Consider the following 15,691-nt stretch of genomic DNA (forward strand, 5'->3'; position numbering starts at 1 on the left):
CCATTACTTGCACACAGGGATTTTTTCCCATAAAAAAAGATGCCTCTATTTAGCGAGACATCTTGATTTGATTTAATGTGCATCTATTGGTTCTTTGCAAAGGCTTTTGCTCATTTCGGCGTATTGGACAAATACACGAGCGAGCTCTCTTAAACGATCATGAACATCGTTATCAATAATTACATTATTTTCATCGAAGTGGTTTTTATGCGTGTAAACATAATTAGGTGTTACTAGACATCTAAAATAATCTAAGATTGGTTTGAGCTGATTTTCAATTACTAGTTGATGTTGGTATGTTCCACCATTTGCCACGATTGACACTGGTTTATAGCGCATTGACTTTGGATGTAGCAAATCGAATGTGTTTTTCAGTACACCTGGAATAGATCCTTGGAAAATAGGTGAAGCGATAATAAAACCATCCGCTTGGTCAAATTTGCTTACAAGTAGCTTCATATCATCATTGTATTTCTCGAATGGCCGCCCATCCACAAATTGATGCTCGTAATTTGAAAGACGAATAATTTCTAACGTGTACTCTTGGTTAATTTCTTTTATATAGTCTTTCACTTGTTCTAAGATGACACCTGTTTTCGTGCCAATTATTGTTCCGTCTACGAGTAGAATTTTCATCTTACAGAACCTCCTTATTCGTCCTTTATTGTATCAAAAAAAGACGTAGTTTCCGCAAAAAGAGGCCTTATATATTAAAGTTCATCCTTTTGACTGAGAGGATTTATCATTATTTGATTCATGTATTTTCGTAGTATCTTCATCCACTTCAGTATTCTCCCGATCTTCCCAATTAAACAATTCTTCTCGTGAAATCGGTTGCTCCTCTAATTCCTCTAAAGGTTTAGCATTTAAAATATCTAAAGGCTTATAAATGGTTACACTCTTTTTTGTATTATGTACTGCATAATGATACATAGCGAAAGCCAATTGTTCCCCTTCAATTGAACGCATTTTTTTTAAAGGTCCGACTAATAAAGGATTTAAAAGTTGGAAAAACCCCTCGGACATGCGCTCTGCTAAACGAAATTCGCCCCGGCCTCCGGTTAACAAGGAGGGTCTGTAAATGAATAGATGTGGCAGTTCCATTTCTATTAATCCCTCTTCCATTCTGCCCTTCACCTGGCTATAGAAAAAAGGAGACTTTTTATTCGACCCAACCGCGGAGATAATATGAAAATTCGGAATCCCTCGCTTTTTTGCTAATGAAGCTATTCGCAATGGATATTCTAAATCTACTCGCTCAAAGTTTTCTTTTGATTTAGCCTTTTTCATCGTAGTCCCTAGACAACAAAATAGATCATCCGCAAGATCTAAATCATTTTCCTCTAATCTATCAAAATCTTTTACTTGAATGTCTAGCTTGGCATGCTTATATGAAAATCCTCTTCTGACAATCACTGAAACTGCAGCATATTCTTTGCTCTCACATAATTGTTTTACTAAATACTGACCTGTGAAACCTGTAGCACCTACAACTATAGCGACTCTTTTAGTCATTTTACTTTCCCCCTTGTCATAAGCACCTGTCCATTTCCATACACTAAAGAGATAACTTTTGGAAAGGATGATATAATTTGAAACTAGCTTATTTATTGAATACATTACCACACCGTGGACTTTATCCTGCAGATCGTGCAGTAGCATTGCTTTCTTCATTGAAACCAACTAACTTCGAAGTTTTTGTGCATAGCTCTAATACAAGCCTTATTGAATATTTGAAAAAACAGCAGGTTCAACCTCTTTTGTATAGAAATAATTCTCACTTGATCGTGGAAATGAAAGCCTTTAATCCAACTTGCATTATGCATGATGGTGGAAATTCGGAAAAAGATCTTATTCGTCGTTTAAAAGTGTTCAATAGCACACTTATTCATATGGACGACCATGGAGATGGTGGGGCTTTAGCTGATCTGGTTATTCAATCGTTGTATGAAAATCCAAAGGACGTAACGAAAGAGCATTATGTATATGGTCCGCTTGGATATATTCCTACAAAAAAAGTTGTCTATAAAAATAATAACATGATACAGGATCCCCCGCATATAATCGTAACTTTTCCTCACGAAGATCCGGAAAACTTAACCTATAGAACTTTAAGACATCTTGTACAGCTTCATATTCCACTTCAGATTAGTGTGTTAGTGGATGAACATTATAAACATGATATACATGAACTAAAACGTTTTGCACTTACACGTAAATCTATCCAAATCTTCTCTACTTCAGAACCTGATACGTTCCTACCGAATAGTGATATTGTTATAACTTCTGGATCCTATATGCCATTCCTAGTTGCAGAGTTTAAAATACCCTGCATCGTTCTTTGTGCACACGAAGAAGAAGTTAACTACGCATTTCCACAGGAAGGACATGGTTTCGCAAATCTAGGTCTTGGTAGAAAGATAAAACAATCTTACCTACAAAATGCAGTGATGGAAATTATCCTGCATAACAATAGAAGGAACGCTTATATTCAAAAACAGAAACGTTTTGATTTTAGTAATAACTTAGTAGAATTAGTAAAACTGATTGAAAAAACGATCGCAAGTTCAAAAGAGGAACAAGAAATCGTACGCTAAGTCCTTTTTTATGCTACAATAAATGCAAAATACTGAAGGTGATCGATGATGACAAAGTCACAGCTACAATCAGAAATTGCAGAGCTAAAATTGGACTATATTAACTTGCAAGGTGATATGGAAAAATTAGAATCAAATGGCCACCCTACACAGGTTGAAAATGCTGAACGTAGACTAGCAACAATGGAAGAAAAACTTGCAGAACTAAACAAACAGCTCGCGGAATTAGTATAATCCGCAGAGCTTTCTTTTTGGAGGAAATAGATACATGAGCTTATTAGTAGAAAATTTAGGACACACATTCGGAGATCGTACCCTTTTTAAAGACGTTTCATTCCGCTTAGTCGAAGGTGAGCATGTTGGACTTGTGGGTGCAAACGGTGTTGGTAAATCAACAATGATGAATATATTAACAGGAGAAATTATTCACGACGAAGGTCGAGTGGAATGGCTACCAGGTACCCATTACGGATACTTAGATCAGCACACTCGTTTACAATCGGGTCGTACAATGTTTGATACACTTCGTGATGCTTTTTTACCGCTTTATAAAAAGGAAGCAGAGTTAAACGAAATTATCGGCAAAATGGCAGATGCTACTCCCGAAGAGCTTGAAGTATTATTAGAGCAAATGGCAGAAATTCAAGATGCTTTAGATGCTGGTGACTTCTATTCATTAGATATGAAGATTGAAGAAGTTGCCCGAGGACTTGGTTTGGATGCTGTTGGTTTAGATCGCCCAGTCGAGGCACTGTCTGGTGGTCAGCGTACAAAGGTTTTACTTGCAAAGCTATTATTAGAAAAGCCTAAAGTATTACTGCTGGATGAGCCGACCAACTATTTAGATGAAGAGCATGTAAATTGGCTTTCCAACTATTTGAAAAACTATCCACACGCATTTTTATTGATTTCGCATGACACTGAATTCATGAACGGCATTGTAGCAGTTATCTTCCAGCTAGAATTTTCGAAACTGACAAGATACACAGCTTCCTATGAGAAGTTTTTAGAGCTTGCCGAATTGAATAAAAGACAGCATATCGATGCTTATGAAAAACAGCAGGATTTCATTAAGAAACAAGAAGATTTTATCGCCAAAAACAAAGCACGATACTCTACAACTGGACGAGCGAAATCTCGTCAGAAACAGCTGGACCGAATCGAACGAATCGATCGTCCTGAAACGGCATCAAAACCAGAGTTTAGCTTTAAGGAATCCCGCAGCCCGAGTCGCTATGTTGTTGAAGCAGAGCATTTGGAAATCGGTTATGATAAAGCTTTACTACCTCCATTGACTTTTTCCATTGAGCGTGGGGAAAAAATAGCACTAGTTGGTATGAACGGGGTCGGTAAATCGACCTTACTCAAAACAATTCTTGGCAAAATACCTCCTCTAAACGGTAAAGTAACACGTGGTGACTACTTAACCCCTTGTTATTTCGAACAGGAAGTAAAAGCTGGGGATATCACACCAATCGAAGCTGTCTGGGAAACGTATCCAAGTATGGGACAAGCCCAAGTGCGTGGTGCCTTAGCTCGAACTGGTCTAAAGAGCGATCATATCTCTCGTCCCCTTTCTAGTTTAAGTGGTGGCGAGCAAGCAAAAGTTCGTCTATGTAAATTAATGATGGAAGAAACGAATTGGTTAATCTTCGATGAGCCGACAAACCATCTGGATATACATGCAAAAGAAGAGTTAAAACGTGCAATGAAAGAGTTCAAAGGCACAATTGTTCTAGTAAGCCATGAACCTGAATTTTACGAAGGCCTTGTAACAAAAGTATGGAACGTGGAAGAATGGTTCTCTACCGGTAAAGAAGTTATTAAGGAATAGTAACTATATTGAAGACCCTGAGTGTGTTTACACTCAGGGTCTTTTCTGTTTATTGATTTGCATTTAGTGTTCGTCGGCTATGCGAGAGCGTTTCATCCCCATATGAGAGGGGCCACTCCTTCTCAAAACCGAATTACATCAAAAATGAGCCTCCCATTGCCGAAACAATGGGAGGCTCATTACAATTATGCAAGCACTAATGACTCTTTTGCAATCTCGTCATTCATGATTAATTCTTTCAAACGTTGTTTTGCACGGAACAGTCTAGATTTTACTGTGCCAATTGATACCTTCATTACTTCAGCAATTTCGATTAGTGAAAATTGATGTACATAGAAATACATAACTGTTTTCTGATAGATACCATCCAATTCACTCACTTTAGATCGAATCATTTCGCCAACATCTTCTTTCTCTAATTGCTCTTCAACAGTTAAAACGTCTGCAGCGATTAAGTCCAGCAAAGAAATATCTAGTTGCTCTGGCTGATTTGCTACGTATTTGTTGCGTCTTACCTGTTTGCGGTATCGATCACGAAACGTATTCATACAAATCGTCGTTAACCATGCTTTTACATGATCGACTTCTTTCATATAAGACTCGTATCGTACGACTTTCACCCAAACTTCTTGCATTAAGTCTTCCGCTTCTGTTTGATTTTTAGTTAATTTCAAAGATAAATAGTATATATAACGGTTATATTCCTCGTAAATTTCTTCTAATTGAACCTGCATGTTATTTTCCTCCGCTCGGCTTTTCTTGTTAACTCTATAATGCCAAACTTTAACCTTACCCTCCATCGTATTCTCTTTCAGAAAAATTACAAAGGTGTAAGCCAAAAATTAGGAGGAAAATAAAAAACAAAAGGAGTATTAATCAGCCCGTTCAGTTGAGTGGTACAAACATTCAAAATAAAATTCGAATTCGCAATACATTGATATGTAAATTATCATCGCAATTAACATATCAATTAGCTTTATTTTTGACATATTAAATGGCTTAGTTCACCTTGAGTGAGAACTAAGTCATAACTATTAAGATATCCGAATCTTCCACTAACGCACCCGTTAGTTTAAGTGAAATTTTTCACAAACCTATTAAATTAACAAAAATAAATCTGCTTTTCATTATCTTTTTTATATTTCAGTTTCATTATTTAACAAAAAGCCCCCTTCTTTGGTTAAGTGAAAAATGGCTAATAATTAGCAAATGATAGTAAAGGAGTGAAGCAATTATTCCAACAGATAAAAAGCTAGATGTATCTGAATTATATACAATATCCCCATTCGAAATTATAAACAAAAAAATCAAAGTGCTAACTACTCCCGCCAAAATATACCAAATTAATTTTCTCAAGTATCTTTTACCTTTTGAGTAATGTTGATGTTTCACGCTTATTTTATCAATAACAAAAGAACAAATAACACCTGCAATAATAAATACTGGACCTGAGAATATAGCGTAAATAGTAAAAAGTTGTGGTAGAGAACTATATGAACTATTCGGTTCTCTATTAGAAACAGGCGTGTACGCAAATATCGCAAGCGAAACACAAAACAAGACTGTCGCAATAACTCCTATTAAAATTCTTTTAACTATTTCATTCACCGTTTATTTCCTCCTTTTATTATTTATCACTCTATTGTTATTGTTTTCTCTCTTAAACTAAACTGCCGCGTTAGTTTAATAAGAAAAAAGGCTTTACTCCTTCTTGAAGTAAAGCACCCGTTACTTTAAGTACATTTGCTCACAAACTTATTACAGGAATGCAGCACGTTTGTTTATTCTCGAAAAAAATGCATTGACCTCACCAGAACAGTACATCATTCGATTTCATTTATTTTTATGATTAGAATTTATTAATTCTGCCTCTATTTCTTCGTCTGACACAAATACCTCTTCAGTGTTTTTGCTTTTACTTTTAGGAATTAACAATAAAATGCCCAATATTAAAACAATTAAAATTAGCCAAACAGAAATAGTATGCAACTCTTGCCCCACTGCCATAGCAACTTGCAATACAATTGAGGCTGACAGCAATGATAAACTAATTATTAAAATTCCAAATAACCTGTACATAACATCCCCCTTTCATTTCCTAGTTCATAAAGTCGTTACTGGTACTTATTCTAGTAAATAATTAGTTTTCCTTCTTCAACTAAACTGCGTCGTTAATTCAATTGAAGTAAAGCACCTTTGAAGGAAACTATCCCCTTATTGTTATTCCACATACCAAGCATTTTGGTAAATTAATACCATTCTAACATAAAACTGGAATAGCGAGTTCTATTTAATTAATTTCATCTGGATATTATTTTTAGGTTTTTATCAACGTTTTGTATGATAATCTTTAGAAAAATACATTAATTATAGAAATATTGAGAAATTAAATTTTATGTTTCGTTATATAGAGTGTAAAAGCTTTTACAAAAAAGTGAAGGGGCTATTGTAGATGAAATCAAATGAAACAAATTTTATTCAGCTTCTGCAATCTGGAAAAGAAGATGCACTCGAATATATTGTGGACAAATACTTACCGCTCATAAAAGGCATTACTTACAAAGTACTATCCCCATTTAAAAACGACGGAATGGTAGATGAATGCGTAAATGATATCTTCTTATCTATTTGGCACCATGCAAAAGATTTTAACGGTGATTCTACTAAATTTAAGAGTTGGGTTTGTTCCATTGCGAAGTTCAAGGCAATTGATTATTACCGAAAATCCGCTAAAAATATGGAGATTATTAGCGAGAATTTAGAACTCTCTCCTACTGATTCTGCAGAAAAGGAATTCGAGCGTAAGGTGAGTAGATCAGAGCTCATGCAATTGATTAACCGATTAGACCCGATTGATCAGCAAATCTTTATAAGAAGGTTTTTCCTTGGAGAAAATACTGAGGAAATTGGACTTAAGCTTGGAAAAACGAAAGCTTCAATTGACAATCGTATATACCGTTGTAAGAAAAAATTAAAAGTACATTCATCAAAATTTTTAATGGGAGGTAGTTTAGTATGAAGAATATTTATAAGCATTTAAATGATATCGATATTGACTTAGATGAATTTGAGAAAATGGAAGTAAGTGAGTTTGAACGAGCTAAAGTAAAAAAAGATTTATTAAATAAAATACACACTTCTCATCAAAAGAAATGGAAAAAGTCAATAACTGCAGCTTCTCTTGTTTTAGGATTAATTACTTCCGCACTCTTTGGCTTGTCGTTTACAGCTAACGCTGAAAAGATACCTGTAATAGGAAATATTTACAAATTTTTTAATTATAACGATGCTTTATATGAAGACTACCATGAAAACTCCAATCCAATTAACGGTGTAGCTGAAAGTAATGGGATGCAGGTGACACTGAATGATGCGATTTACGATGGGGAAACAATTATTGTTTCGTATATAATCGATACTAATAAGGATTTAGGAGACTCTTTTTACATTGATGGTGTAGCTGTTGTAGAAGGGAAAGAAGAAAATACGTTCAACGAAGTCTTCAAAATAGGTGAAAACAAATATACTGGTAAATCAACTACTACAGTAAACGAGTCGTACCAAAAATTAGACGTGGATTGGAAAATTAACTATATGCTTTCTAGTCTTATTGCTGATCAAAAGAGAATTGTAGGGGATTGGAATTTCAAGTTCCAGCTAAACAAAGCGGAGATTACAATTCAAAATTTAACCCAAATCAAAGAACAAGGTGGCATCACATTAAATTTTGAAAAACTCATCATCACTCCTAAGTCTTTCCATATTCAATACGAAGAAACTACTTCGGTAGAATTAACGAAAGAATGGGATAGTAATTCAATCAATTTTGAAGTAAAAGATGATGTAGGAAATGTTTATGTTAGTAAAGCAGGCGTTGGTACTGGCTCAGCTTCCTTTCGTTATAATATGAGTGCAAGTTATGATTCATTAGATCCAGATGCATCAAAACTCATTATCACCCCTAAAGTAACGCTCGCTGATTTAGACATAGTAGAATATAATGAAGATGGTACAATTAGAAGCAGAGGTAGATCAATGAATAGCAGAGCAGACATCAAAGAATTTAATATGGATAAGATAATTATTGAAATTGAAAAATAAATACAAGTTAAGAAAAATCCCTGTTATTTAACAGGGATTTTTTTCTTTTTTGTAGTGTACTGCATGAACCAAATAATTCATTCTATACTAAATTAAATAACCCCTACCTAAAACATTTCTATCTACACACTTAAACTCCCTCTTATTCAACTAAATGCCCCGTTAGTTTAATAGATGCAAAAAGACGCCTTCTTATTAAAGAAAAGCGCCCGATTGTTGAACTTTGCTATTCTTGTTTTTCCTTTTCTTTCTCTTTCTTTTTCTTCTCTTCTTCCTTTTCCATTTTCTTCTCTTCTTTTTCTTTCTTCTTCACTTCTCCTTTCTCTTTCTTCTCCTTATCTTTATCTTTATCTTTATCTTTATTTTTATCTTTATCTTTATCTTTATCTTTCTTTTCTTTTTTCTCTTCTTCCTGTTTTTCCTTCTGTTCTAAATCTCTTTCCTTCTGTTTTTCCATTTTTTTCAGCTGGTCTTTAAGCTGTTTTTCCAGCGCCAATAAATCGAATTCTTTTTGGGAAAATTCCGTGATAGACTCCGAGAGAATTTCATTGAAAATTTTTGTGACCGTAGAGCCGCTGTATCCCGATAAATAATGATTTTCATCCGTTTGATCATAGCCCATCCAAACTGCCCCAACAATTTGAGGTGTATATCCAACAAACCAATGATCCTTCGCTCCTCCTGCATTCGCAAATGGGAGTTGTGTTGTACCGGTTTTACCGGCGATTTCCCAGCCTTCCACTTGAGCATTCATCCCTGAGCCTTCTTCAACAACACCTTTAAGCATATAGGTGATTTTCTGGGCGACTAAAGGATCCGTGACATTTGTCGCGCTACTATGCCATTCTGCCATGACCTCGCCATTGACATCTTCAATTTTTTGAATAGCGTGTGCTTCTGCCATCACCCCATTATTGGGGAAAGTGGAAAACGCCTGCGCCATCAATAAAGGCGATACGCCTTCATTCAAACCACCAAGTGCTAAAGCTAGATTAGAATCCTCTTCCGTTAATGGAATACCGAATCGCTCGACTGCATTAATCCCGTATTTTAATCCCATACTTTGCAACAACCATACCGCCGGGACGTTATAGGAATTTACCAAAGCTTCATACATCGTCACTTCTCCTCGGAATTGATTGTCAACGTTCATTGGTTGATATCCAGTTATATTAATAGGCGAGTCTGGTAAGATATCAAAGATGTCATATCCCTGTTCTAAGGCTGGGGTATATACTGCCAGCGGTTTAATGGTAGACGCAGGCTGCCGTTTTAGTTGAGTCGCACGATTAAATCCTCTAAAAGTGTGTTCCCCTCTTCCTCCAACAAGGGCGTTAATGCCGCCGCTTAAGGGGTTGATGAAGATGGCGCCACTTTGAATTAGCTGGTCAGATTGCCCTTCAGGAAACATCTCGTCATCCCTATACACCTGTTCCACTGCATTTTGTATTGTAGGATTTAATTCTGTATAAATATGAAGTCCACCTGAAAGAACCTCATTTTCTGTAAGTTCATAGTTCTTTATGGCTTCCTCAATAATATGGTCTACATAATAAGGGTACTTCCCTTTATAATCATCTATCTTTTTGCCCTCTAAAACTATTGGTTGTTCTTTTGCCGCTTCCACATCATCTTGACTAATGTAACCTTCCTTTTCCATTAAGGATAAAACCAGATTTCTCCGTTCGACTGATTTGTCCATATCTTTGAATGGAGACAAATTGGAAGGCGATTTAATCAACCCTGCAAGCATCGCCGACTCACCTATCGTTAATTTAATTACATCCTTGCCAAAATACGTTTGGGAAGCACGCTGAATGCCCCAAGCTCCTTCTCCAAAGTAAATCTGATTTAAGTACCGTTCCATAATTTCATCTTTGGAGTAGGTTCGTTCAATTTTTTTCGTCAAGATAAGCTCTTTAAACTTTCTCGTATATGTACGCTCTTGTGTTAGAAAAACATTTTTTGCCAACTGCTGCGTGATTGTGCTTCCGCCCGCCACAATTTTTCCGCTTGTTAGGTTTTTCGTCAATGCTTTAACAATTCCGATAACATTAATGCCATTATGCTTGTAAAACTTCTGGTCTTCTGTAGCAATTACGGCTTGAATAACCTGGTCAGGAATCTGTTCTATGCTAACTCCTTCTATTTTGGAACCTGAAATCTTACTAGCTACATCTCCATTTTGATCATAAATAATCGTTGGCTGTGGAGCCGGATCGTCTAATTTACTGACATCACTTTTCAAAATTAATATATTAAAGATCAGTAGGCAGCTTAAAACGAATATTGTACCTGCTGCTAAAATCTTTACTATCATTTTTTTATCTTTAAACTTACTCCATATCTGCCCGGTTAATTTCCGTTGCTCTCTTCTTTCCATTCTTCTCACGTTTTATTCCACCTTCTAGTCTGGCGACGTTTCATATTCAGCTGTTGCATAAAGGTAATTGTTCGATATGAAGTATATATAGTCAATAGGGAATTTGTAATCTACTACTTTGTGCCTTCTTATGTAAACCATTGCCTCTAGAATATTTTAGAAATGATCCTAAGATTGAAAAGGAGCGCTATTTCCTCTGGAATCGCGCCATATTCTTGAATAAGCTACTGCATAGCGTCCTCGGACTGTACATAATCTTCATATGACCAATGAGATATAAAAAGTAACGGGTTCGGTTGATGGGGAGAAGAATCATAAAAACAATGCAAATAACAAACAAATGAACATAGGTTTTAACAGGTAGTTAGCAATGTGAATGACAAGTAAAAACGCTCATATTTTTTCTGAGCGTTTTTTGGCGTAATAATTAACAACCTAAATGTATGTCAATCGGCATATTATTTCATAGCACTTCTAACCAATTTTAGGAGTTGAATTGACAATTAAATCAATATAAAAAAATGTTTGAATAATATTTTATCCAAGCATTTTTTCAATGATAGACAGTTCAATTGTTTTCAAATTTATCTGACTTGCTCCTTTTTTGCACTTTTTTATTTGGCAAGAATACAAACTTCGCATCTATAATGAAGTGTAGAACGATAGGGGTCCATAAAGATCCTGTTCCCACGAAAAGAATAAACAATATGGCACCCAGATAGGTAGTTAGTAGCACTCCTTTCCACCCTTGATATAGATGAACAATTCCAAATAACAAACTTGAAATAATACCAATTGCAATGAATGGTAATTCAAATGGAAGGTGGCTTAGATAATACAGCATCACACCACGAAAAATGATTTCCTCACAAACTCCTGCCGTAATTGCTATCAAAAGGAAAAACAAACGTTCTCCAAAGGTTGATGGTAATAAAAATTGAATGCTATCATCAGTTAATGCTTCGGAAATTTTCTTTCTTATTGTTTTTGAGAAGTAAATAATCAAAGCAAACATCGCAATACTAATACTTACTCCAAACGCAATTGCCAGCAAAGATTCGATTTTGAAGGAAAACAAAGGATTTTCAATAGAAAATAAGTCGTTAAAAGTATGTTTAGTCAATAACCAATAGGCTAAAATTATGATTACCATTACCCATTGGATAATCATAATTTGTCCGTACATTCTCCACTTATTTATATGGTTACTCTTTATCTTTTTCAAATAAAAATAGTCCCATATTGGATAACCTACAACGATTATTAGTAAAAACAGGGTCAGAAAAAGCATTTTTATCACCTCTTATCAAGTATTAATTATTAATTATTAATTATTAATTATTAATTATTAAACCATGTTTTGTTATAACATTATTATTTAAGAATATTACTATCTAAAAAACAACAAAGTTTAAGAAAGGAATCTTTCTATTAAATACGATTATAAGTTTTAAGCATTTAAAATAACCTACTTTTGGATTAGCTTATTGAGCTATCCTGCGGCGTTAGTTTAAGTGAACGTCTTCACAATCTTTTTTTACTTCATTTATATCTTACCATATTGTTATTCAATTCCCTTGAATTGTCGGTAAATTTAGAAGAGCACAAAATAAAAGCACTGTTAAAACAGTGCTTTTTCCACAGGAATATTATGTTATTTATATCGATAATTGGGTTGTAATTTGATTATTTTGTACCGCTCAACTGAACGGGTTGAGTATTAATCCGCTTATTTTTCAGGTTCTATTTCAACTGCTTCTTCTCGTTTCGTAATTGTCAATTTAACTATACGACTGCGATCCATTTCATTAATTTCAACCATTAAATCATCGTAGACGAATTGTTCGTTCTCCTCCGGCACATGCCCTAATTGATCTAAGACAAAGCCACCTATTGTTTCATTTTCATTTACAATAGAAATGTTGAATAGCGAATTGACTTCTTCAATTTCCATTCTACCTGCACAAACTAAACGGCTTTCCGTCATCTCATGCACTAGAATTTCTTCGTCATTATCTGTTTCATCTTCTATTTCCTGCCCAATCATTTCTTCTATTAAATCTTCATGAGTAACAATCCCAAGCGTCCCACCATATTCATCTAATACAACAGCCATATGTTTTTTGCGGGTCAGCATTAGTTTAAATACTTTTTCTACACTCAAGCTCTGTACGACAAATAATGGATCTTTATCGATAAACGAATCGAGCTCTGTAGATGTATCCATCGACCATTCTATAAACTTCTTCGAATAAAACATACCAATAATTGTATCTAAGCTATCGTCATAAACTGGGTATCTTGTATAATGATGCTCCAGAATGGTATCACGGACCTCTTCATATGAGGCTTCCATAGGAATACCTACTACCTCTGTTCTATGTGTAGAAAGAACATCGGAAACATCCTTATTTGGAAAATCAAGCATTCCTTTTATACGTTCTGATTCATCATCTTCAAACGTGCCATCCGTTGAAGCAAGATCAACCATGGAGAGTAACTCTTCTTTTGTAATTGTCGTTTCTGTTATTGCACCTTTTGATCCAATTCGAATAAATAAATTCGTGATCTCAGATATAAATGCTGTAATTGGACGCAAAATGATGACTAGCAAACGTATAAGTGGTGTAACTACATACACAATTCGGTCCGAAAACGTTGCGGCAATTGTTTTTGGAAGTACTTCACAAAATAAAATAATAAACACGGTTAAAATAGCAAGAGACCAACCAATATGCCAATCGAACTGTTCTGCCATCAATATTAAAATTACGGTCATAGTTATATTTGCTATTGTATTTCCTACTAGGATAGTGATAATCATTCGGTCCGGCTTCGCTAGCAGGGCAAGTAGTTTCTCCGATTCATTGTCTCCCTGTTCTGCTCTTAGCTGTACCTTCGTCCTATTAACTGTCATTAACGCTGTTTCACTACCTGAAAGAAAAAGAGATACAAGTATAGAAATAGCAAAAAGTACAAATTCTATGTACAAAATTGTTGCCTCCTGTGAGTATTAATATACGTTCATATGTTTTCTTACTACTATATCATATTGGGATTTTAGTTGTCATAAAACTAATACCAGCTATGACTAAATACACCTAGTATGCACAAAACTTATGCTATACTATTTCTATTCACGAAATACTTTGAAAAGAGGGATTGTAATGAGTACATTAGACCATTATTTCACAGAAAAAAGAGAAGAACACTTAGAAGAACTAAAACAGTTTTTACGTATCCCAAGTATCTCTTCATTATCTGAACATAAAGAGGATATGCTACGTGGTGCACAGTGGCTTGCTGATTCCTTAACAAAAGCAGGATTGGAAAATGTCATAGTCGATAAAACTAGCGGGCATCCAGTTGTTTACGCTGATTGGTTACATGCAGGAGACAAACCTACCATGCTTATATATGGCCATTATGATGTTCAACCAGTTGACCCGCTTAACCTATGGGATAGCGAACCATTTGAACCTCAAGTAAGAGATAATAAATTATACGCACGTGGATCAAGTGATGATAAAGGACAAGTATTTATGCATGTAAAGGCTATTGAAGCACTTCTTCAAACAAATAAAGCCTTACCAGTAAATGTTAAGTTTTTAATTGAAGGAGAAGAAGAAGTAGGTAGTCCTAACCTAGAAGAATATATTGAAGCTAATAAAGAAAAACTTGCAGCAGACGTTATCGTCATTTCTGACACAGGCATGCAGGGTCCTGGACAGCCAGCAGTTTGCTACGGTTTGCGTGGTCTATGCGGCGTTCAAATTGATGTCAAAGGTGCAAAAGGCGATCTTCACTCTGGTCTTTATGGTGGCGGTGTTCAAAACTCCATCCACGCACTAGTTTCTATCTTGGAATCTTTCCGTGATGCAGAAGGAACCATTGAAGTAGATGGCTTCTATGACAATGTTCGTCCTTTGGCTGATGAAGAAAGAGAAGCTTATGCTTCCCTTGGCTTCAATGAAGATGATTTGAAGGCCGAAGTTGGTGTCGATGAATTATTCGGTGAAAAAGGCTTCACTCATTTAGAACGAGTGTGGGCACGACCTACTTTAGAGATTAACGGTGTCTTCGGAGGTTTCTCGGGTGAAGGTATTAAAACAGTTCTTCCAAGTGAAGCTGGGGCAAAAATAACTTGCCGCCTAGTGCCTGATCAAGATCCTGATGAAATTGTTGCTAAATTAAGAGCACATATTGAAAAAAACAAGCCAGTTGGAGTTGCTGTTACCCTTACAGAATTCGATAAAGGTAAGCCGTTCATCACTCCTTTCGACCACCCTGCTATTCAAGCAGCTGGGCGTAGTTATGAAAAAGTGTATAACGTTCCTACAGCATATACTCGTGGCGGAGGATCTATTCCAATTGTAGCTGCATTTGACGAAATTCTTGGACTTCCGGTCGTATTAATGGGCTTCGGATTATCTTCAGAAAATTTCCATGCACCTAACGAGCATTTCCATTTAGAAAATTTTGACCAAGGCCTTCGTGTAATTGGAGATTACTATTTCGAGTTAGCTGGACTTTCGAAAGAAGTATTAAAGAAATAACTTTTTTAACTCGCCTTTATCATATGCTAAGTAGGCATAATAAATTTGCCAAAAGAAGTGTTAGTTAAAACGGTTCTACGTCAAATGTTGGGGTGAAGTAAAATTTCCTTCACCTTAACCAACATGAGTTCCAATCTTTTTATACTTGTGCGTTAGTAATATTTTAGCTCGAAATCTCAAGAAATTTCGATAACCAAATGCGTTTCTTTTAATCACTTTT

At 35.5% G+C, this 15,691-nt stretch carries 14 protein-coding genes; 6 read left to right on the forward strand and 8 right to left on the reverse strand.

Features of this window, described 5'->3' with window-relative positions:
- Nucleotides 1-72 precede the first annotated feature (72 nt).
- A complete protein-coding gene (locus LDK52_RS18330) occupies nt 73-636 on the reverse strand; it encodes an NADPH-dependent FMN reductase (protein ID WP_277587368.1) in 564 nt (187 codons plus the stop codon).
- A gap of 81 nt (nt 637-717) precedes the next feature.
- Entirely contained in the window at nt 718-1,515 is a 798-nt protein-coding gene (locus LDK52_RS18335; protein ID WP_277587369.1) for an NAD-dependent epimerase/dehydratase family protein, read from the reverse strand.
- Between the two features lie 77 nt (nt 1,516-1,592).
- Between LDK52_RS18335 and LDK52_RS18340 the strand changes: the two genes are divergently transcribed.
- Genes LDK52_RS18340 through LDK52_RS18350 form a run of 3 tightly spaced genes read left to right on the forward strand, consistent with a single transcriptional unit; the run spans nt 1,593 to nt 4,431 of the window.
- Entirely contained in the window at nt 1,593-2,597 is a 1,005-nt protein-coding gene (locus LDK52_RS18340) for a hypothetical protein (protein WP_277587370.1), read from the forward strand.
- A gap of 45 nt (nt 2,598-2,642) precedes the next feature.
- Complete coding sequence (locus tag LDK52_RS18345) at nt 2,643-2,831, forward strand: SE1832 family protein (RefSeq protein WP_277587371.1); 189 nt, start codon at nt 2,643-2,645, stop codon at nt 2,829-2,831.
- Nucleotides 2,832-2,865: 34 nt separating this feature from the next.
- A complete protein-coding gene (locus LDK52_RS18350; RefSeq protein WP_277587372.1) occupies nt 2,866-4,431 on the forward strand; it encodes an ABC-F family ATP-binding cassette domain-containing protein in 1,566 nt (521 codons plus the stop codon).
- A gap of 185 nt (nt 4,432-4,616) precedes the next feature.
- Here LDK52_RS18350 and LDK52_RS18355 read toward each other — a convergent pair whose 3' ends face one another.
- The 3 genes from LDK52_RS18355 to LDK52_RS18365 all read right to left on the reverse strand — a co-directional run bounded on the left by LDK52_RS18355 (nt 4,617) and on the right by LDK52_RS18365 (nt 6,510).
- Nucleotides 4,617-5,165, reverse strand: coding sequence for an RNA polymerase sigma factor (locus tag LDK52_RS18355; protein ID WP_277587373.1), 549 nt, complete (start codon nt 5,163-5,165; stop codon nt 4,617-4,619).
- A gap of 418 nt (nt 5,166-5,583) precedes the next feature.
- Complete coding sequence (locus LDK52_RS18360; RefSeq protein WP_277587374.1) at nt 5,584-6,039, reverse strand: hypothetical protein; 456 nt, start codon at nt 6,037-6,039, stop codon at nt 5,584-5,586.
- 225 nt (nt 6,040-6,264) lie between these two features.
- Nucleotides 6,265-6,510 (reverse strand): hypothetical protein, encoded by a 246-nt coding sequence (locus LDK52_RS18365; RefSeq protein WP_277587375.1) that lies wholly within the window; start codon nt 6,508-6,510, stop codon nt 6,265-6,267.
- Nucleotides 6,511-6,883: 373 nt separating this feature from the next.
- Between LDK52_RS18365 and LDK52_RS18370 the strand changes: the two genes are divergently transcribed.
- Both LDK52_RS18370 and LDK52_RS18375 read left to right on the forward strand, forming a co-directional pair.
- On the forward strand, nt 6,884-7,450 hold the full coding sequence (locus LDK52_RS18370; protein ID WP_277587376.1) for a sigma-70 family RNA polymerase sigma factor: 567 nt from the start codon (nt 6,884-6,886) through the stop codon (nt 7,448-7,450).
- On the forward strand, nt 7,447-8,532 hold the full coding sequence (locus LDK52_RS18375) for a DUF4179 domain-containing protein (protein ID WP_277587377.1): 1,086 nt from the start codon (nt 7,447-7,449) through the stop codon (nt 8,530-8,532). Before LDK52_RS18370 ends, LDK52_RS18375 begins: the two co-directional genes overlap by 4 nt.
- 226 nt (nt 8,533-8,758) lie before the next feature.
- On the opposite strand, the gene LDK52_RS18380 is transcribed toward LDK52_RS18375, so the two are convergent.
- The 3 genes from LDK52_RS18380 to LDK52_RS18390 all read right to left on the reverse strand — a co-directional run bounded on the left by LDK52_RS18380 (nt 8,759) and on the right by LDK52_RS18390 (nt 13,907).
- On the reverse strand, nt 8,759-10,915 hold the full coding sequence (locus LDK52_RS18380; RefSeq protein WP_277587380.1) for a transglycosylase domain-containing protein: 2,157 nt from the start codon (nt 10,913-10,915) through the stop codon (nt 8,759-8,761).
- A gap of 568 nt (nt 10,916-11,483) precedes the next feature.
- Nucleotides 11,484-12,206: a type II CAAX endopeptidase family protein gene (locus LDK52_RS18385; protein ID WP_277587378.1), complete on the reverse strand. Its 723-nt coding sequence runs from the start codon at nt 12,204-12,206 to the stop codon at nt 11,484-11,486.
- A 438-nt stretch (nt 12,207-12,644) separates the two neighbouring features.
- Nucleotides 12,645-13,907, reverse strand: coding sequence for a hemolysin family protein (locus tag LDK52_RS18390; RefSeq protein WP_320415373.1), 1,263 nt, complete (start codon nt 13,905-13,907; stop codon nt 12,645-12,647).
- A 175-nt stretch (nt 13,908-14,082) separates the two neighbouring features.
- On the opposite strand from LDK52_RS18390, the gene LDK52_RS18395 reads away from it, so the two are divergent.
- Complete coding sequence (locus LDK52_RS18395; RefSeq protein ID WP_277587379.1) at nt 14,083-15,471, forward strand: dipeptidase; 1,389 nt, start codon at nt 14,083-14,085, stop codon at nt 15,469-15,471.
- Nucleotides 15,472-15,691: the final 220 nt, after the last annotated feature.

The sequence above is a fragment of the Psychrobacillus antarcticus genome (assembly GCF_029533155.1).
GTDB classification, from domain to species: Bacteria; Bacillota; Bacilli; order Bacillales_A; family Planococcaceae; genus Psychrobacillus; species Psychrobacillus antarcticus.

Bases quoted from the DNA above. Each gene is read 5' to 3' on its own strand.
- LDK52_RS18330 (WP_277587368.1), bottom strand. From the start codon at position 636: ATGAAAATTCTACTCGTAGACGGAACAATAATTGGCACGAAAACAGGT.
- LDK52_RS18335 (WP_277587369.1), bottom strand. From the start codon at position 1,515: ATGACTAAAAGAGTCGCTATAGTTGTAGGTGCTACAGGTTTCACAGGT.
- LDK52_RS18345 (WP_277587371.1), top strand. From the start codon at position 2,643: ATGATGACAAAGTCACAGCTACAATCAGAAATTGCAGAGCTAAAATTG.
- LDK52_RS18350 (WP_277587372.1), top strand. From the start codon at position 2,866: ATGAGCTTATTAGTAGAAAATTTAGGACACACATTCGGAGATCGTACC.
- LDK52_RS18355 (WP_277587373.1), bottom strand. From the start codon at position 5,165: ATGCAGGTTCAATTAGAAGAAATTTACGAGGAATATAACCGTTATATA.
- LDK52_RS18365 (WP_277587375.1), bottom strand. From the start codon at position 6,510: ATGTACAGGTTATTTGGAATTTTAATAATTAGTTTATCATTGCTGTCA.
- LDK52_RS18370 (WP_277587376.1), top strand. From the start codon at position 6,884: ATGAAATCAAATGAAACAAATTTTATTCAGCTTCTGCAATCTGGAAAA.
- LDK52_RS18375 (WP_277587377.1), top strand. From the start codon at position 7,447: ATGAAGAATATTTATAAGCATTTAAATGATATCGATATTGACTTAGAT.
- LDK52_RS18380 (WP_277587380.1), bottom strand. From the start codon at position 10,915: ATGGAAAGAAGAGAGCAACGGAAATTAACCGGGCAGATATGGAGTAAG.
- LDK52_RS18385 (WP_277587378.1), bottom strand. From the start codon at position 12,206: ATGCTTTTTCTGACCCTGTTTTTACTAATAATCGTTGTAGGTTATCCA.
- LDK52_RS18395 (WP_277587379.1), top strand. From the start codon at position 14,083: ATGAGTACATTAGACCATTATTTCACAGAAAAAAGAGAAGAACACTTA.